Source organism: Micromonospora sp. RB23 (assembly GCF_053585025.1).
Genome location: NZ_CM132111.1, coordinates 423732 through 441940, shown reverse-complemented (window position 1 = coordinate 441940; position 18209 = coordinate 423732). Strand labels below are relative to the sequence as shown.

The following is an 18209-nucleotide window of genomic DNA, read 5'->3' as shown; positions in this document are numbered from 1 at the left end:
GGACACGGCGGGGACTCAGAGGATGGGGGGTGGGGTGTAGGTGGCTGCGTCGGGGTGGGTTTCGACCACCTTGGTGATCCTGCGGGTCACCGACTCCACCTGGGACTTCGCCGCTCCCACGAAGGCGGTGCGGTCCGCTACCAGGGTGTCGATGTCGGCGCGGGACAGGCCGAGCCGGCCGTCGGCGGCCAGCCGGTCGAAGAGGTCGTTCTCCGGGGCGCCCTTCTCGCGCATGGCCAGCGCCACCGCGACCGCGTGCTCCTTGATCACCTCGTGGGCGACCTCCCGGCCGACGCCACGCCGGACGGCCGCCACCAGGATCTTGGTGGTCGCCAGGAAGGGCAGGAAGCGCTCCAACTCCCGGTTGATCACCGCCGGGTACGCGCCGAACTCGTCGAGCACCGTCAGGAAGGTCTGGAACAGCCCGTCGGCGGCGAAGAACGCGTCCGGCAGGGCCACCCGGCGGACCACCGAGCAGGACACGTCCCCCTCGTTCCACTGGTCGCCGGCCAGCTCGCCGACCATCGACAGGTAACCCCGGATGATCACCGCGAAGCCGTTCACCCGCTCGGACGAACGGGTGTTCATCTTGTGCGGCATCGCGCTGGAACCGACCTGGCCCGGCTTGAAGCCCTCGGTGACCAGCTCCTGGCCGACCATCAGGCGGATCGTGGTGGCCAGCGACGACGGCGCGGCGGCGGTCTGCGCCAACGCGGCCAGCACGTCGAAGTCCAGCGAACGCGGGTAGACCTGCCCGACGCTGTCCAGCACCCGCGAGAAGCCCAGGTGCTCGGCGACCCGTCGCTCCAGCTCGGCCACCTTGTCGGCGTCACCGTCGAAGAGGTCGAGCTGGTCGGCGGCCGTGCCCACCGGGCCCTTGATACCGCGCAGCGGGTAGCGGGCGATCAGCTCCTCCAGCCGGTCGTACGCGATGAGCAGCTCCTCCGCCGCCGACGCGAAGCGCTTGCCCAGCGTGGTGGCCTGCGCCGCCACGTTGTGCGAGCGGCCGGTCATGACCAGCTCGGAGTGCTCGTACGCGAGCCACGCCAGCCGGGCCAGGGTCGCCACCACCCGGTCCCGGATCAGCTCCAGCGAGGCACGCACCTGAAGCTGCTCGACGTTCTCGGTGAGGTCCCGCGAGGTCATCCCCTTGTGCACGTGCTCGTGGCCGGCGAGCGCGCTGAACTCCTCGATGCGGGCCTTCACGTCGTGCCGGGTGACCCGCTCCCGCTCGGCGATCGACGCCAGGTCGACCTGGTCGAGCACCCGCTCGTACGCCTCGACCACACCGTCCGGGACCGCCACGCCGAGGTCACGCTGTGCGCGGAGCACGGCGAGCCACAGCCGCCGTTCCATCCGGACCTTCTCCTCGGGCGACCAGAGGGCGACCAACTCGGGCGAGGCGTACCGGTTGGCGAGCACGTTCGGGATCGTCGTCACGTACCTCATTGTCCCGCACCCGCTGACCGGCGCCTGGACCGGGCCGAACCCCCGAGGCGGTCAGGAGCGGGTGAGCTCGTAGACGGTCACCGAGCCGGCGACCAGCCGAACCTGGGCCAGCCGGGCCAACTCCGGCGACACCGCACCGGCCCGGCTGTCGGCGAAGAGCCAACGGACCCCGTGCTCCGTCCGGAGCCGATCCAGGTCGGCCAGAGTCGGCGCACTGAACACCCCGTCGTTGAGCGCGAGCAACTCCTGGTCGGGAAAGTTCTGCCGGGCGTACCCCAGGTTGTCGACGCCGTGCGCGGCCACCACCGCGTCGGTGTAGCCCCAGCTCTCCACCACCGTGCGGTGCCCGCCCAGGCCGGTCACCCAGAACGCGCGGGCATCACAGTGCGGGGTGGTCTGCACCGGACGGCAGTGCACGTTCGTGGCGACCACGTCGTCGTCGGCGGCGTTGTCGTCAAGCCACAGGGCCGCACGCATCTCGGCGGCGGTCAGCGCGTACGGCTGCGGTCCGGTGGCCGGCGGCCCCGGCTCGGTCAGCACCGAGCGAACCGTCCCGCCCAGCACGACGGCGACACTGGCACCGAGCAGCGCCGCGGTGACCCCGGCCCGGGCGATCGTCACCGTTCGCCGACGACCTGCTCCCGAAGCTGCCGGCGCCGAAACGCGACGCCGCCACAGGGCCGCCACTGCGACGGCGAGCGCGGCGGCAACCGCCACGAACAGCACGAACCGTGCGGCCGAGAGACCCAGGACCCGCAGCCACCCCTCGATCGTCGAGGTGGCGGGGGTGCCGGGCCGGCTGATCGCCGGCACGGCGAAACCCACCACCGTGCCGGCGGTGGCGAGCCCCGTCAACGCGCCGGCCACGGCGGGCACCACCAACACCGGCCAGGGCGCCCGAGCCGCAGCGAGAGACCAGGTGGTCAGCACGACGCCGATCGGGATGACGCCCATCCAGAAGTAGATCTGACTGATCGACGGGTGCTGGAACACCCAGGTGGTGGCGGCCCCGGCGAGGACCGTGCCGGCGAGCAGCCAGACAGCCGGATCGGCCCGGTGACCATGCTCGCGGAGCAGGCCCATGCCCACCCACCGTGGGGACTGACCCAGCACCCACCAGCCGACCACAGCGAACGCCAGCAGCCACCCGAGGACACCACCGTCGTTGATGCCCGGTGGCAGCGGTGCGCTCGGCCAGATCCCGTCACCCGGCCCCAGCGTCTCGGCGTACGGGGCGACGAAGTGCAGCAACGCCAACGCCTGCACGCGCAGGGTGGAGGCCCCGCCGCCGGCGAACAGCCGGAAACCGAGCGCCATCGCCGCCACCAGGCAGGCCAACGCCACCAGGGCGGGTCGGGGAATCTCCCGCTTGCGCCACCAGAACACCACGGCGGTGAGACCCAGGCCGGCGATCAGCGGCGGCAACGCGCTGGACTTCGCCCCCGCGCAGACCAGCCCGAGCGCCGGGACCAGCGGCCAGGCCCGGCCGAGGGAACGCCCCCGGGCCGCGTCGACAACGAGCCCGGCCAGCAGCAACAACGGCACCAACACGTACGTCTGGGAGGGGCTGGCGTAGGAGAGCGGCATCTCGCCGGACGCACCCACGGGCGAGCCGAGCGTGACCGCCGCACCGGTGAAAGCGGCGAGGGCGGCCACCGGGCCGGTCCAGACCGCTCCACTCAGGTCGCGGGCGAGCCCGGCCGCGAGAATCACCGCCACGCCGACCACCGGTACCAGCCAGAGCCGCAGCAGCACCGTCGCCGGCGCGATGCCAGTGATCATGCTGCCGCTGGCGATGTGGGCGTCGGAGAGGTAGTGGTAGCGCAACGCCTCCCCCGCGACGTGCGGCAACTCGAACGGCATCGCCCGCGTCAACTCCTGCACCAGACCCAGGTGGTAGAGCACGTCCTGGTAGTAGCCGCCGAACACCGGAGGCAGCGGGACCATCCGCCACTGGACGTACCCCCAGGCCAGCACCACCAGCAGCGCCGCGCCCATGCCGTAGTGCCAGCCGAGCGGCAGCGGACGGCGCTCGCCGACCCGCCAGTGCCGGCGCAGCCCGGGCACGGCGGCGAACGCGACGAGTACGGGTAGCGCCCACCACCGCAGCAGGGTCTGTTGACCCGTCGCCGCCGCCAACGCCCAGGCGACGATCTCCAACAGCAGGCCGGTGGCCGCGCCGAAGCCGAGGTCCTCGGGGAGGTTGCCGCGACCGCCGCGCAGCGCGCGGTGCACCAGGGTCCCGGGAAGCACCAGCGCGAACGCCCAGTACGCGGAGAACGCCGCGAGGTCCGGCACCGGCACGCCGCCGCGTGACCACACCACGAGCAGTGCGCCGATCACGAGCACCCACGGGAGCGTGCTGAGAATCGGCACGAGAGCATTCCGGCGCGAGGCCGAGGCTGGGGCCGGAATGTCGACCCGCTCGGCCAGCAGGGCGTCAGCCACGGAGGCGGACAACGTCGTCACCGACACGACCACGTGCACCTGCCTCCGCGCCCGAAACCCCGTCCCGGGAGTCGAACCCGATGTGGAAGGCGGGCCGGTTCTGCACTGTCGCGTAGATCCGGCCGACGTACTCGCCCAGCAGGCCGAGACAGACCAACTGCACCCCACTGAGCAGCAGCACCGCGACGAACATCGAGGTCCAGCCGGGGATGGTGGCACCGGAGACGTGCACGGCCACGCCGAAGACGATCAGGGCCAGGCAGAGCAGGAAGCTCGACATCCCCATCCAGGTGGCCAGGCGCAGGGGCGCGGCCGAGAAGTTCGCCGTGCTCTCCCAGGCCAGCGCGACCATCCGGCGCAGCGGATACTTCGTCTCCCCGGCGGCACGGGCCTCGCGGTCGTAGCGCACCTCGGCGCTGGGGAAGCCGAGCGACGGCACCAGCAGCCGGTAGACCGGTGCGCGTTCCGGCAGCCTCCGCAGCACCTCGACGACGTCCCGGCTGAGCAGCCGGAAGTCACCGGCCTGGGCGGGCAGGTCGGCCCCCACGATCCGCCGCATCACCCAGTAGTAGGCGCGGGCGGTGTTGCGCTTGAAGATGGTGTCGGTGCTGCGGTCCGCCCGGACGCCGTAGACAACGTCCACCCCGTCCGTCCGGGCCACCCGCAGCATCTCGGCGATGGCCTCGGGCGGGTCCTGTAGGTCGGCGTCGAGACTCACGACCCACCGGCCGACGGCCCGGTGCAGACCCGCCGTCAACGCCGCCTGGTGACCGCTGTTGCGCCGCAGCCGCAGCACCCGCAACTGCGGCCAGCCCCGGCCGTGGTCGAAGAGCACCGACACGGTGTCGTCGGCGCTGCCGTCGTCGACGGCGACCACCTCGTAGTCGACGCCGAGCGCGTCGAGCACCGGCCGCAGTCGGGCCACCAGGGCCGGGATGACAGCGGTCTCGTTGAACATCGGGATGACCACCGACAGGGTGGTCGTCCCGGGGACGACGGACTCCATCAAGATACGGCCCCGTTCCGCCCGCAGGAGTGATCAGCGCCGCGTCGAGGACGCGGCAGCGATCACCGTTGCGTGGTAAACCCGCCGCCATCGGACGGCCTGCTGAACAGTCCGTTAACGCCTGCTGGCGGTCACCCCGGTAAGGGACGATCGAGCGTTCAACGCTCCAAAATGGCGGGCCACGCCCCCGCCGCTCGCCCCCGCCCGCGCCCGCGCGTCGATCATGGAGTTGTGCTGCCTCACAAAAGGTGCACTCCGGAACCATCTACCCACCACGACTCCATGATCGACCCGGGCTGCGGCTGGACCCCCGCGATCTTGCACTTACTGTCGCGGCATACGGGGGCATTCCTCTTATTTTCGGCAACAGGAAGTGCAAGATCGGCGCGGATGGGTCTGACCGAGCACGGACGGGGCGCACGTCTTAATGCCTCTTGACGAGAGACATTGGGACATCGCGTTGGGGCAGGTTCAGCGCTCCAGGATGGCCGTCACGCCCTGGCCGCCGGCCGCGCAGATGGAGATCAGCCCACGTCCGCTGCCCTTGGTGGCCAGCAGCTTCGCCAGCGTGGCGACGATCCGTCCGCCGGTGGCGGCGAACGGGTGTCCGGCGGCCAGGGACGAGCCGTTGACGTTGAGCCGGTCGGTGTCGATCGCGCCCAGCGGGGTGTCCAGGCCGAGCCGGTCCTTGCAGAACTCCGGCGACTCCCAGGCGGCGAGGGTCGCCAGCACCTGCGAGGCGAAGGCCTCGTGGATCTCGTAGTAGTCGAAGTCCTGCAACGTGAGCCCGGCGCGTGCCAGCATCCGGGGCACCGCGTACGCGGGGGCCATCAGCAGGCCCTCGTCGCCGTGCACGAAGTCGACGGCCGCCGCCTCCGACCAGCTGAACCACGCCAGCACCGGCAGGTTGTGCGCGGCGGCCCACTCCTCGCTGGCCAGCAGCACGGTGGACGCGCCGTCGGTGAGCGGCGAGGAGTTGCCGGCGGTCATGGTCGCCTGCTCGGCGTCCGGGCCGCGCGTGCCGAAGACCGGCTTGAGCGCGCCGAGCTTCTCCACGCTGGTGTCGGGGCGGAGGTTCTGGTCGCGGGTGAGCCCCAGGTACGGGGTCATCAGGTCGTCGAAGAAACCCCTGTCGTACGCGGCGGCCAACCGCTGGTGGGAGCGCAACGCCAACTCGTCCTGGGAGCGCCGGTCGATCTGCCAGCGCAGGGCGGTACGGGCGGCGTGGTCACCCATGGACAGGCCGGTGCGCGGTTCGGCGTTGCGGGGGATGTCCGGCTTGAACGGCTGGAGCGGGCGCAGCTTGGCGGCGATCTTCAGCCGCTGGCCGACCGTGCGGGCGGAGTTGAGTTTGAGCAGCGTACGTCGCATGTCCTCGTTGACGGCGAGGGGCGCGTCGGAGGTGGTGTCGACACCGCCCGCGATGCCCACGTCGAGCTGACCGAGGGCGATCTTGTTGGCGACGAGGATCGCCGCCTCCAGGCCGGTGCCGCAGGCCTGCTGGATGTCGTACGCCGGGGTGTGCGGGTCGAGCCGGGATCCGAGCACGACCTCGCGGGTGAGGTTGAAGTCGCGGGAGTGCTTGAGCACCGCACCGGCGACCACCTCGCCGACCCGCTGCCCGGCCAGCCCGTACCGGGCGATCAGACCGTCGAGCGCCGCGCCGAGCAGGTCGCCGTTGGACGCGTCGGCGTAGCGGGAGTTGGAACGGGCGAAGGGGATGCGGTTGCCGCCGATGACCGCGACCCTCCGGATGCTCTGCACGATCCGCCTCCTCGCAAGTGTTGCTCGAACCTTACTCGCCAGTAGGCTACGCCCATGACCGACAGGTACGCGAGCTTCGTCCAATCGGCCGCCGGCCGCTCGCTGGTGAAGCGTCTCGGGCTGCCCGATCCGCCGCGACTGCGCCGACACCAGCCCGGCGACCCGCTGCTGCCCGGGCCCGCGCTGCTCGGCGCGGCCGACGGCGGCCGGCTCACCGAGGCGGTCACCACGATCCTGACCGCCGCCGGGGTCGAGCTGCGCGACACACGCACGGTCGCCGCCGAGGACCGCTTCGGCGCCCTGGTGTACGACGCGACCGGCATCACCGACTCGACGCAGCTCCGCCAGCTCTACGACTTCTTCCACCCGCACGCCCGCACCCTGCTGCCCAGCGGTCGGGTGATCGTGCTCGGCACCCCGCCCGGCGAGTGCGCGACCCCGCGCGAGGCGACGGCCCAGCGCGCCCTGGAGGGGCTGGTCCGCAGCATCGGCAAGGAGTTCGGCCGGGGCACCACCGCCCAGCTCGTCTACGTGACCCGCAACGGCAGTATCGCGGCGGACGGCCCGGCCCTCTCACCTGGCACGACCACGAGCCTCGCATCGACTATCCGATTCATGCTCTCCGGCCGGTCCGCGTACGTCTCGGGGCAGGTCGTCCGGATCGGCACCGGCGCGGCGACCGCCCCGGCCGACTGGAACCGTCCGCTGGACGGGCAGGTCGTGCTGGTCACCGGGGCGGCCCGGGGCATCGGCGCGGCCCTGGCCCGGGTGCTCGCCCGCGACGGCGCCCAGGTGGTCGCGCTGGACGTGCCGGCGGCCGGCGACGCCCTCGCCGCGGTGGCGAACGACATCGGCGGTACGGCGGTCCAGCTCGACCTGACAGCCCCGGACGCGCCGACCCGGCTCGCCGACCACCTGGCCACCCGGCACGGACGCGTCGACGCGGTGGTGCACAACGCCGGCATCACCCGGGACAAGACGCTCGGTCGGATGGACGCCGACCGGTGGGACCAGGTCATCGACGTGAACCTGTCCAGTCCGGAGCGGATCAACGACGTGCTGCTGGAACGGAAGTTGATTCCGGCCGGCGGGCGGATCATCGGGGTGTCCTCGATCGCCGGGATCGCCGGCAACCGGGGGCAGACCAACTACGCCACCAGCAAGGCCGGCGTGATCGGGCTGGTCGACTCGCTGGCGCCGAGCCTGCGCGACCGGGGGATCAGCGTCAACGCGGTGGCGCCCGGCTTCATCGAGACCCGGATGACCGCCCGCATTCCGCTCGTCGTCCGCGAGGCGGGCCGGCGGATGAACAGCCTCGCCCAGGGCGGGCTGCCGGTCGACGTGGCCGAGACGATCGGCTGGCTGGCCTGGCCGGCGAGCGGCGCGATCAGCGGCAACGTGGTCCGGGTCTGCGGCCAGAGTCTGCTGGGGGCGTGATGGCCAGGAAGAGAGAGCCGGACGACCTGTCGGTCCACGAGCTGATCGAGGGCCCGACCGAGATCCTGTCGCGGGAGACGCTGGACGCGATCCGCCGGCCGGAAGCCGCCGACGCCGACGCTGACCGGACGCACGACCTGAGCGCGTCGGCGGCAGAGGTGACCGCCGACCTCGGCGCTCACGGGTCGGCCGGCACGGGTGACCGCGAGCGCGTCGAGCTGACCCGGATGCCGGCGTCCGGGCCGCTGTACCGGCGGGCCGTGCTCGGCGCGCTGCCGGGCCTGGGCCGAGGGCGGAAGAGCAACGACCTGCCGGCGGTCGAGTTCGCCGTGCACGGCGTGCAGGTCGACCGGGCCCACCTGGCCGACTACGACCGGGTGTGCGGGTTCCGGCTCACCGACCGGCTGCCCGCGACGTACCCGCACGTCCTGGGCTTTCCGCTGGCCCTGCGGCTGATGACCGCACCGGGCTTTCCCATCGCGCTGACCGGCGTGGTGCACGTCGGCAACCGGATCACCACGCACCGCCCGATCACCGCCGACGAGACCCTGGACTTCACGACGTACGCGGAAAATCTGCGCCCGCACGACCGGGGGCGGCAGGCGGACGTGGTGCTCGTCGGCTCGGTCGACGGGGAGGAGGTCTGGCGCGGCGTCTCGACGTACCTTGGTCGCGAGCGCACGCCCGGCGGGCGCGAGAGGGGCGAACGTCCGACCCCGCCCACTGCCACGGCCCGGTGGCGGGTCGAGCCCCGGGTGGGCACCGAGTACGCACGCGTCTCCGGGGACCACAACCCGATCCACACCTCCCGGCTCGGCGCGCGACTGTTCGGCTTCCGCCAACCGATCGCGCACGGCATGTGGAGCAAGGCGCGCTGCCTGGCCGCGCTCGAGACGCGGCTGCCGGACGCGTACACCGTCGAGGTGGCCTTCAAGCTGCCCGTGCCGCTGCCGAGCACGGTGAACTTCGCCCTCCTGCCGGACGGCGGGTTCGCCCTGCACGACTCGGGCGGCCGACCGCACCTGGTGGGTCTCGTGCGCTGACGCGTCCCTGCCGATCCGATCGAGGGGTTGGCAGGGGCGCACGTCTACGCTAAGTTGTTCTCACAGCGAGATGTTCTCAGATTGAGAGAGACATGGTTGACGAGCAGGACTTCCTGGCCGCGTACGACCCCCGCGACTATCCGGCGGTCGCCGTGACCGTCGACGTGGTGGCGTTGACCATTCGCGACGGCGAACTGCACCTGCTGCTCATCCGACGCGGCCAGGCGCCCTTCGCGGGGCACTGGGCGCTGCCCGGCGGCTTCGTCCACCCCGACGAGGACCTGACCGCCGGCGCCCGACGGGAGCTGGCCGAGGAGACCGGGCTCGGCGGTGCAGGGCTGCGGCGCGTACACCTGGAGCAGTTGGGCAGTTACGGCGCTCCCGACCGTGACCCGCGGATGCGCGTCGTCTCGATCGCCCACCTCGCGTTCGCTCCCGACCTGCCGGACGCCGCCGCCGGCTCGGACGCCGACGAGGCGAGCTGGCTGCCGGTCACGGCGCTGACCAGCCGGCAGCTCGCCTTCGACCACGGCCGCATCATCGACGACGCGCTGGAGCGGGCCCGGTCCAAGCTGGAGTACACCCCGCTGGCCACGCGGTTCCTCGCCGCCGAGTTCACGATCAGCGAACTGCGGGCCGTCTACGAGACGGTCTGGGGTCACCCCCTGCACGCCGGCAACTTCCACCGCAAGGTCCTCTCGGTGCCGGGCTTCGTGGAGAGCACGGGCGCGAGCACCGAACGCGGCGGCGCCCGGGGTGGCCCCCGCGCCCGGCTCTACCGGGCCGGCGACGCCCGGCTTCTGCACCCGGCGCTGCTGCGGCCGGCCCGCGAGGAGACCGTGCGATGAGGACCGCCGAGGCCATCGGCCTGGTCACGGCCGCCCGCACCGACGCCGACCTGTTCGGCGCCGACCAGCCGGCCCGCCGCTACCGCGAGCTGGTCGCGGCCCTGCACCCCGACCGGCTGCCGACAGACCCGGGGGTACGCGCCGAAGCCCTCGACGCGTTCGTCCACGTCACGACCCGGTGGCAGGCCCGGCGTACCACCGTCCTCGGCGACTACCGGCTCGGCCCGGTGGCCCACTCGGGCGACCTGGCCGACCTGTACGACGTCGGCGACGACCGACTGCTCAAACTCCCCCGGCGGCCCACCGACAACGACCTGATGGCCCGCGAGGCACACGCCCTGCGCACCATGGCCGAGCACGGCGACCCGCGCTACCTGCCGTACGTGCCCCGACTCGTCGACGAGTTCGGGCACCGCGACCCCGCGACCGGCGCGGAACGGCGGATAAACGTGCTCGCCACCGCTCCCGGCCTGCACGACCTCGACGCGGTGCGGCGCGCGTACCCCGACGGGTTGGACGCCCGGGACGCGGCCTGGATGTGGCGGCGACTGCTGGTGGCGCTCGGCCTGGCCCACCGCGCGGGCATCGTGCACGGCGCGGTCCTGCCGCGGCACGTGCTGATCGAGCCGGACGCCCACGGCGTGGTGCTCGTCGACTGGTGCTTCTCGACCCCGACCGGCCGCACGATCCCGGCGCTCGTGCCGGGCCACGAGGACTGGTACCCGCAGGAGGTCCCGCGCAGGCTGCCCTGCGGTCCGGGCACCGACATCGCGATGGCCAGCCGCTGCATGAGCTGGCTGATGGGACCACGCGCGCCCCGTGAGCTGGACGCCTTCGCGAAGGGCTGCCAGCAACGCGCCCTGAGCGCCCGGCCCGACGACGCCTGGGGCCTGCTGCGCGAACTCGACCAGGTGCTGGACCGGCTCTACGGGCCACGCACCTTCCGACCCTTCACCCTCTAGAGGAGCTGTCATGGGCAGTGGAACCTGGTCCACCGACGTGTACGACGCCGCCGACCGCTACCGGCGCTCCACCGGCCGCAGCGCGTTCTCCTACAGCGACAGCGGGGCACGGACCGTGCACCCCGCGCTCGACCCCCGCGACGCGACCCGGGAGAGCCGCGACTCCGCCGAGCACCCCCGCTCGACGCCCGTCGCGGTGCTCTTCGACGTGACCGGCTCGATGCGCGCGGTCCCGCGCGTCCTGCAGACCAAGCTGCCGCAGCTCCTCGGGCTGCTGCAACGGCAGGGCTACGCCAGCGACCCGCAGATCATGTTCGGCGCGATCGGCGACGCCACCTGCGACCGGGTGCCCCTACAGGTGGGCCAGTTCGAGTCGGACAACCGGATGGACGACGACCTCGGCCGCATCGTCCTCGAAGGCGGTGGCGGCGGGCAGATGAGCGAGTCGTACGAGCTGGCCCTGTACTTCATGGCCCGGCACACCGTCACCGACAACTGGGAGAAGCGCGGCCGACGCGGCTACCTGTTCGTCATCGGCGACGAGCTGGCGTACCAGCGGGTCAAGGCGCGGGAGGTGGCCGGCCTGATCGGTGACGACCTGCGCGAGGACGTGCCACTGCGCCAGGTCGTCGACGAGGTGACCCGCCGCTGGGACACCTACTACCTGCTCCCCGCCGGCAGCAGCTACGCCGGCAACTCGAAGGTGCTCGACTTCTGGCGCGACCTGCTCGGGCAGAACGCCGTCGTGCTCGACGACCTGGACGCGGTCTGCGAGACGATCGCCCTCACCATCGGTCTCGGTGAGCAGGCCATCGACCTGGACGAGGGACTGCGCCACCTGGACCGGGCCGGCTCGCGCGCCACCGGCACGGTGTCGAAGGCGCTGGCGCGGCTCGGCCGGGGCCGGCGGGCCGAGGTGTCGACGCTGCCGGCGTTCCGCGACACCGCGGGCGAGGTGACGCGGCTGTGAGGCACGTGGCGGTGGTCGACCTCGGGTACGGCGACGCGGGCAAGGGCACGGTCGTGGACTGGCTCTGCGCCACCCGGCCCGTGCGCACGGTGGTCCGCTTCAACGGGGGCGCGCAGGCGGCACACAACGTCGTGCTGCGCGACGGGCGGCACCACACGTTCGCCCAGTTCGGGGCCGGCACGTTCCACCCCGGCGTCGGGACGCACCTGTCCCGGCACGTGGTGGTGGACCCGCTGGCCCTGGCCGCCGAGGCCGACCACCTCGCCACGGTCGGGGTGCCCGACGCGCTGGACCGGCTGACCGTCGACTCCGAGGCGCTGCTCGCCACGCCGTACCACCGGGCCGCCAACCGGGCCCGGGAGATCGCCCGGGGCGCCGACCGGCACGGCTCCTGCGGGCTGGGGGTGGGCGAAGCCGTCGCGTACGGCCTCGCCCACCCCGACGACGCGCCCCGGGTGGGCGACTGCCGGCAGCCCGCGATGCTGCGCCGCCGGTTGACGGTTCTGCGGGACCGGCTGACCGCCGAGCTGGGCCCGCTGGACGCGCCGCCGGTCGACGACTGCCTGCCCGCGTTCACCGGGTTCGCCGGGCGGGTCGCCATCGTCGACGGGAGCTGGCTCGCCGGAGCGCTACGCTCCGGAACGTGCGTCTTCGAGGGCGCCCAGGGGGTGCTGCTCGACGAGTGGCACGGCTTCCACCCGTACACGACGTGGAGCACCACCACCTTCGCTAACGCCGACCGCCTGCTCGCCGAGGCGGGCCAGGCCGGCGAGGTGACCCGGATCGGCGTGTTGCGGACCGTCACCACCCGGCACGGTCCCGGCCCGCTGGTGACCGAGGACCCGGCGCTGCCCTTCGTCGACCGGCACAACCCGACGAACCCGTGGCAGGGCCGGTTCCGGTTCGGTCACTTCGACGCCGTCGCCCACCGGTACGCCCTCGCGGCGGCCGGCGGGGTCGACGGCCTGGCGCTGACCCACCTCGACCTCACGGGCCCCGACCTGCGGATCTGCCGCCGCTACGACACGATCGACCGGCTCACCCCGGGCCCGCCCGGCGACCTGGGCCGGCAGGCCGCGCTCACCGACCGCCTGCTGCGGTCCCACCCGGTGTACGACGACCCGCCGGCCGACTGGGCCGAGGCGGTGGGCGCGGAGTTGGCCACGCCGGTGGTGCTGACCTCGCACGGGCCCACCGCCGACGACAAGAACACGCACGGACGGCTGCTCGACCCACGGGCACTGGTGCACGCCGGCTGACTCCTACGGACCTAACGTAGTGGCGCGTCGGCATCCAGCGGGTGCGGTTCGCTGGGCTGGTCGAGCACGCTCACCGAACGCTCGAAGAACGTCTCCAGCACGACCATGGCCTGGGTGCCGGTGACGCCGTCGACGCCGAAGATGCGGCGCAGCGCCGCTTGCAGGTCTTCGGTCGTCGCGGTACGGATCTTCACCAGCAGTGATGCCGCGCCGGCGATGATGTGCGCCTCCTGGATCTCGGGAATAGCCGCAAGCGCGTCGCGGGTCGGAACGTCGCCCATCCAAGAGTCGGCACTGACCATCACGAACGCCGACACGCCACGGCCGACGAGCGTCGGGGAGACGTCGACGGTGGTCCGGCGGATCACGCCGCGTTCGCGCAGCTTTCGTACGCGCTCATGGACCGCGCCTGCGGACAGTCCCACCGCCTTGGCCAGTGCCGCGTAGGACTGGGTGGCGTCGCGCTGCAGGTGCGCCAGCAGCGCGCGGTCGATGTCATCTACCACCGAGGCGCCTCCGTTGAACAGAATTCGGTTGAGCGGCTCGTCTACCTTACCAGGTATGGTTCCTACATGTATTTGCCGAACGATACTCCGACCCAAGGGGAGGGACGGCGATGGCTGACACTGTTCCCACTGAGTTCCGCGTGCTGGATGAGCGGTTCCGTGGCTGCGACGGCGACTTTGTCGTCGAACTGCTGCACAGCGGCGCACGCAAGACTGAGGGGCCAGCGTATTTTCCGGCAGGCCGCTACCTGGTGTGGAGCGACATCCCCAACGACCGCATGCTGCGCTGGGATGAGACCACCGGAACTGTCGGCGTGTACCGCCACGGCTCGGGCTACGCCAACGGCAACACCGTGGACCGCCAGGGTCGGCTTGTCACGTGCGAGCAGGGCAATCGGCGGGTCACCCGAACCGAGCACGACGGCACGATCACCGTGCTGGTCGACGGTTTCCAGGGCAAGCGACTCAACAGCCCCAACGACGTGGTCGTCCGCGCCGACGGCACGATCTGGTTCACCGACCCGAGTTACGGCATCCACAACGACTACGAGGGCAACAGAGGCGACAACGAGTTCGACGGCGCCTGTTATGTGTTTCGCCTGGACCCCGCGACCGGCGACATGCGCGTCGTCGCGAATGACTTCAGCCGCCCCAACGGCCTGGCGTTCTCGGCCGACGAACAGCAGCTCTACATCGTGGACACACGACAGGACCCCAGTCACATCCGCGTCTTCGACGTCATCGCCGATGGCACCCTCAGCGGGGGGAAGATCTTCGCTGAATGCGACTTCGGCCGTTTCGACGGCATTCGTCTCGACGACGCCGGGCGGGTGTGGGCGGCGGCCTGGGACGGTGTGCACTGCTTCGATCCTGACGGAACCCTGATCGGCAAGCTGCTGCTACCCGAACCGGTCGCCAACCTCACCTTCGGTGGGCCGAAACGCAACCACCTGTTCATCACCGCCGGAACCTCGGTGTACTCGCTGCGAGTCACCTTCAACGGCGCCCACTACCCGCCGCCCAGCAGCGAGAAGCTATGAGCGACGCCATGCCCGCCCAGATCACCACGACGGCGGCGGTGCGACTTTCCTGGAAGGTCAGCCCGTGCGTCCCGCCCTCGCCCAAGCCATCCACCACCGTTACCGCACCACGGCCCACAAGCGTCGACTTCCAGCAGCCCCGGCGATCTCGTTTGACGCAACGAGCTGACACGGTGCTCGGCTGACCATTCGGCGCAATGTCGGCGAAGCGCCACCGACCGCCGCCGAGCCATCAAACATGGGGGCATGGACGCCCTGCTCGACCTCCTCCGTGGGACGGTCACGTCGCCGTGGGTCTACCTGGTGATCTTCGGGCTGACCGCTGTCGACGCGTTCTTCCCGGCGGTGCCCGGCGAGGCGGCCGTGATCACCGCCGGGGTGCTGTCCGCGAGCGGCGGCCACCCCAGCCTGACCCTGGTGATCGTCAGCGCGGGAGTCGGCGCGCTGGTCGGCGACCACATCTCGTACGCCATCGGGCGCGGCGGTGGCGCGAGCCGACTGGCCCGGCTCCCGGACGGCAGCCGCCGGCGGGCCAGCTCCGACTGGGCCCGACGTGCGGTGGACCGCCGGGGCGGGATGATCCTGACCACCAGCCGGTACGTGCCGGGCGGCCGGACGGCCGTCACCCTCACCATGGGGGCGGTGGGCTACTCCCGCCGCGCGTTCCTGCTGTACGACAGCATCGGAGCGTTCACCTGGGCGGTGTACTGCGGGCTGCTCGGGTACTTCGGCGGGCTGGCCTTCGAACGGGACCCGGTGAAGGGCGTGCTGGTCGGGGTGGGAGTCTCGCTGGTCATCACCTTCGGCTTGGAGGGGATCCGGTGGCTACGCCGCCGCGCGCACCGTCGCGCGGCGTCCCGCCGGTGATCGCCGCACGGCCCCGAGGTCCGTCACAGCAGGTCGGCGTCGTGCACCAGGATCGCCAACTGCACCCGATTGCCCACGTGCAGTTTCGCCAGCGCCCGGCTGACATGCGCCTTCACGGTGGCCTCGCTCATCGTCAGCCGCCTGGCGATCTCCGCGTTGCCGTGCCCGCGCGCCACCTCCCGCACGATCTCCAGCTCCCGTTCGGTGAGCGCGGCGAGCCGTCCGCGAGCCGCGTCCCGACGGGCCGGACCCCGCTCGGCGAACGAGCTGATCAGCCGCCGGGTCACCGTCGGGGCCAGCATCGCGTGCCCGGCGGCCACCGTACGGACGGCGGCGGCCAACTCGTGGGGTGGGGTGTCCTTGAGCAGGAAGCCGACCGCACCGGCACGCAGCGCCCGGTGCACGTACTCGTCGAGGTCGAAGGTGGTCAGCATGATCACCTTCGGGCCGGCGGCCGCCACCTCCGGCGCGATCGTCAGCCCGTCGACGCCCGGCATCCGCACGTCGAGCAGCACCACGTCGGGGCGCAACCGGTGGGCCTGCTCCAGCGCGCCGGCGCCGTTCGCCGCCTCGCCGACCACGGTGATGTCCTTCGCCGCCTCGAGGATCAGCCGCAACCCGGCGCGGACGAGCTGCTCGTCGTCGACGACCAGCACCCGGATCACGCCACACCCGCCAGCGGAAGCAGGGCCCGCACCAGGAAGCCGCCGTCGACGGTCGTCGCGTCCAGCCGGCCGCCGAGCAGCTCCACCCGCTCGCGCAGCCCGAGCAGGCCCTGTCCGGCACCGGGCAGCTCCGGCCCACCCGCGGACGGACCGTTGCGCACCACCACCTCCAGACCGTCGGGGAGGTAGCGCAGACGAACGACCGTTTCCGCGTCGGCCGCGTGCTTGCGCACGTTCGTCAACGCCTCGCGGACGACCCGGTACGCGGTACGCCCCAACGTCGCCGGCAGTGCGGTCGGCACGCCCTCGTCGTTCCGGGACACCCGCACACCCGCGGTACGGGACTCCTCGATCAGCTCGTCCAGCGCGTCGAGCCCTCGCTCCGGCAGCACGGCCACCTCGGCCTGTCGGAGCACACCCAGCACCTCACGCAGGTCGGTGAGCGCCTGCCGGCCGGTCATCCTGATGAGCGCCGCGGTCTCGATGGTTGCCGGGTTCGCGGCGGTCACCTCCAGGGCTCCGGCGTGCACGACCATGAGCGAGACCCGGTGCGCCACCACGTCGTGCATCTCCCGGGCGATCCGCGTCCGCTCCTCGGCGCGGACCCGGTCGGCGTGGGCCTCCCGCTCGCGCTCAAGCCGTTCGGCCCGGTCCCGCAGCGCGGCGAGAGTGTCCCGACGCGCACGTACCCAGAGGCCGAAGAGCAACGGAAGTCCGACCAGGCAGGCGGCGAGCAGAAGAACGTTGCCGGTGGTGGCGGTGGTGATCCGGCGTTCGCCGCCCACCTGCTGCCCGACCACGACCCCACCGCCGAGCACCACGGCGGCGCCGGCGAGGTAACCGGCGAGTTGGCGGCCCCGCAGCCGCACCCCGGCCTGGTACGAGGCGACCACTCCGGCCGCCGCGGCGGCGAGCACCAGCCAACCAACCGCCGCGACCAGGAACAACGGCCAGCGACGGGTCCGGACGACACCGGCGGCCCAGCCGGAGGCCACAGCGAGGACCAGCGGAACGACGCCCGGCAACGGCGAGCGGACCCCGAGGTCACCGGCCGCGCTGGCCCACACCGCTCCCGCGACCACGACCGCGAGCAGCAGCGAGGCGTACGGCCGGAGGGCCCGCCGGACGGTCACGGTGGTGGATGCCACCCAGCGAGCGTAGGGCTTCGTGCACGGGCGGACCCGCCGCGCGTCACAGGACCCGGGTGCGGTGGGGGAACACCCTGAGCCGTCGTCCGGGCCGGTAGCTACCTAAGTAGTGCCGCCCGCCTGACCGGTGGCCGATGGCGGGGGCCGCCGCGCGCACCAGCATCCGAACCATGGATCTGCTCGGCCTGTTGCACGACACGATGTCCTCGCCCTGGGTGTACCTGGCGCTCTTCGCGATCGCGGTGCTCGACGGCTTCTTTCCGGTGGTGCCGAGCGAGACGGCGGTGATAACGGCCGGGGTGTTCGCCGCCTCGGGAACGCCGTACCTGCCCGCCGTCATCCTGGTGGCCGCCGCCGGGGCGCTCGTCGGCGACCACGTCTCGTACGCCATCGGGCGGGGCGGCGGAGGGCGACTGATCGGCCGGCTACCGCCCGACAGCCGACGCCGGACCGCCATCGAGCGGGCACGTCGAGGAATCGCGACGCGCGGGGGCCTGATCCTCACCGTCGCCCGCTACGTGCCCGGCGGCCGGACGGCGGTCACCCTCACCATGGGTGCGGTGCGATTTCCCCGGCGGCGGTTCCTGGCGTTCGACGCGCTCGCCGCCGGCTCGTGGGGGCTGTACTCGGCGCTGGTCGGCTACGTCGGCGGCCTGGCGTTCGAGCAGGACCCCCTTCGCGGTCTCCTGCTCGGTCTGGGCCTCGCCCTGACGGTGACGGTGGTCGTCGAGGTGGCCCGCTGGGTCGGCAACCGTCGCCGATCCGCGCGGTCGACGCCCGCGACCCCGGTGCGGTGA

At 72.3% G+C, this 18209-nt stretch carries 16 protein-coding genes; 9 read left to right on the top strand and 7 right to left on the bottom strand.

Annotated elements, in window-relative coordinates:
• Nucleotides 1-15: 15 nt before the first annotated feature.
• From purB to ACTFTM_RS01960, 4 genes are all read right to left on the bottom strand, one after another.
• Complete coding sequence (purB, locus tag ACTFTM_RS01975) at nt 16-1440, bottom strand: adenylosuccinate lyase (protein ID WP_355048416.1); 1425 nt, start codon at nt 1438-1440, stop codon at nt 16-18.
• A gap of 60 nt (nt 1441-1500) precedes the next feature.
• Complete coding sequence (locus tag ACTFTM_RS01970; RefSeq protein WP_449564173.1) at nt 1501-3825, bottom strand: hypothetical protein; 2325 nt, start codon at nt 3823-3825, stop codon at nt 1501-1503.
• 64 nt (nt 3826-3889) lie between these two features.
• Nucleotides 3890-4903 (bottom strand): glycosyltransferase family 2 protein, encoded by a 1014-nt coding sequence (locus ACTFTM_RS01965; protein WP_449564172.1) that lies wholly within the window; start codon nt 4901-4903, stop codon nt 3890-3892.
• A 471-nt stretch (nt 4904-5374) separates the two neighbouring features.
• A complete protein-coding gene (locus ACTFTM_RS01960; protein ID WP_449564171.1) occupies nt 5375-6667 on the bottom strand; it encodes an acetyl-CoA C-acetyltransferase in 1293 nt (430 codons plus the stop codon).
• A gap of 54 nt (nt 6668-6721) precedes the next feature.
• On the opposite strand from ACTFTM_RS01960, the gene ACTFTM_RS01955 reads away from it, so the two are divergent.
• The 6 genes from ACTFTM_RS01955 to ACTFTM_RS01930 all read left to right on the top strand — a co-directional run bounded on the left by ACTFTM_RS01955 (nt 6722) and on the right by ACTFTM_RS01930 (nt 13186).
• The gene (locus tag ACTFTM_RS01955; RefSeq protein WP_449564170.1) at nt 6722-8104 is read left to right on the top strand and encodes a 3-oxoacyl-ACP reductase; all 1383 of its coding nucleotides are present in this window, start codon (nt 6722-6724) and stop codon (nt 8102-8104) included.
• On the top strand, nt 8104-9147 hold the full coding sequence (locus tag ACTFTM_RS01950; RefSeq protein WP_449564169.1) for a MaoC/PaaZ C-terminal domain-containing protein: 1044 nt from the start codon (nt 8104-8106) through the stop codon (nt 9145-9147). Before ACTFTM_RS01955 ends, ACTFTM_RS01950 begins: the two co-directional genes overlap by 1 nt.
• 92 nt (nt 9148-9239) lie before the next feature.
• Complete coding sequence (locus tag ACTFTM_RS01945) at nt 9240-9995, top strand: NUDIX hydrolase (protein ID WP_449564168.1); 756 nt, start codon at nt 9240-9242, stop codon at nt 9993-9995.
• Nucleotides 9992-10957, top strand: coding sequence for a serine/threonine protein kinase (locus ACTFTM_RS01940; protein WP_449564167.1), 966 nt, complete (start codon nt 9992-9994; stop codon nt 10955-10957). Before ACTFTM_RS01945 ends, ACTFTM_RS01940 begins: the two co-directional genes overlap by 4 nt.
• Before the next feature lie 10 nt (nt 10958-10967).
• Nucleotides 10968-11927: a hypothetical protein gene (locus ACTFTM_RS01935; protein WP_449564166.1), complete on the top strand. Its 960-nt coding sequence runs from the start codon at nt 10968-10970 to the stop codon at nt 11925-11927.
• Nucleotides 11924-13186, top strand: coding sequence for an adenylosuccinate synthetase (locus ACTFTM_RS01930; protein ID WP_449564165.1), 1263 nt, complete (start codon nt 11924-11926; stop codon nt 13184-13186). The genes ACTFTM_RS01935 and ACTFTM_RS01930 overlap by 4 nt, the downstream gene beginning before the upstream one ends.
• A gap of 11 nt (nt 13187-13197) precedes the next feature.
• Here the strand turns inward: ACTFTM_RS01930 and ACTFTM_RS01925 are convergent, their stop codons facing one another.
• The gene (locus ACTFTM_RS01925; protein WP_449564164.1) at nt 13198-13692 is read right to left on the bottom strand and encodes an Lrp/AsnC family transcriptional regulator; all 495 of its coding nucleotides are present in this window, start codon (nt 13690-13692) and stop codon (nt 13198-13200) included.
• Between the two features lie 110 nt (nt 13693-13802).
• On the opposite strand from ACTFTM_RS01925, the gene ACTFTM_RS01920 reads away from it, so the two are divergent.
• Both ACTFTM_RS01920 and ACTFTM_RS01915 read left to right on the top strand, forming a co-directional pair.
• Nucleotides 13803-14732 (top strand): SMP-30/gluconolactonase/LRE family protein, encoded by a 930-nt coding sequence (locus tag ACTFTM_RS01920; protein ID WP_449564163.1) that lies wholly within the window; start codon nt 13803-13805, stop codon nt 14730-14732.
• A gap of 246 nt (nt 14733-14978) precedes the next feature.
• Nucleotides 14979-15599 (top strand): DedA family protein, encoded by a 621-nt coding sequence (locus ACTFTM_RS01915; RefSeq protein WP_449564162.1) that lies wholly within the window; start codon nt 14979-14981, stop codon nt 15597-15599.
• A 23-nt stretch (nt 15600-15622) separates the two neighbouring features.
• On the opposite strand, the gene ACTFTM_RS01910 is transcribed toward ACTFTM_RS01915, so the two are convergent.
• Nucleotides 15623-16264, bottom strand: a complete 642-nt coding sequence (locus tag ACTFTM_RS01910) for a response regulator (RefSeq protein WP_449564161.1) — start codon at nt 16262-16264, stop codon at nt 15623-15625.
• Nucleotides 16261-17412: a sensor histidine kinase gene (locus ACTFTM_RS01905; protein ID WP_449564160.1), complete on the bottom strand. Its 1152-nt coding sequence runs from the start codon at nt 17410-17412 to the stop codon at nt 16261-16263. Before ACTFTM_RS01905 ends, ACTFTM_RS01910 begins: the two co-directional genes overlap by 4 nt.
• A gap of 170 nt (nt 17413-17582) precedes the next feature.
• Between ACTFTM_RS01905 and ACTFTM_RS01900 the strand changes: the two genes are divergently transcribed.
• Entirely contained in the window at nt 17583-18209 is a 627-nt protein-coding gene (locus tag ACTFTM_RS01900) for a DedA family protein (RefSeq protein ID WP_449564159.1), read from the top strand.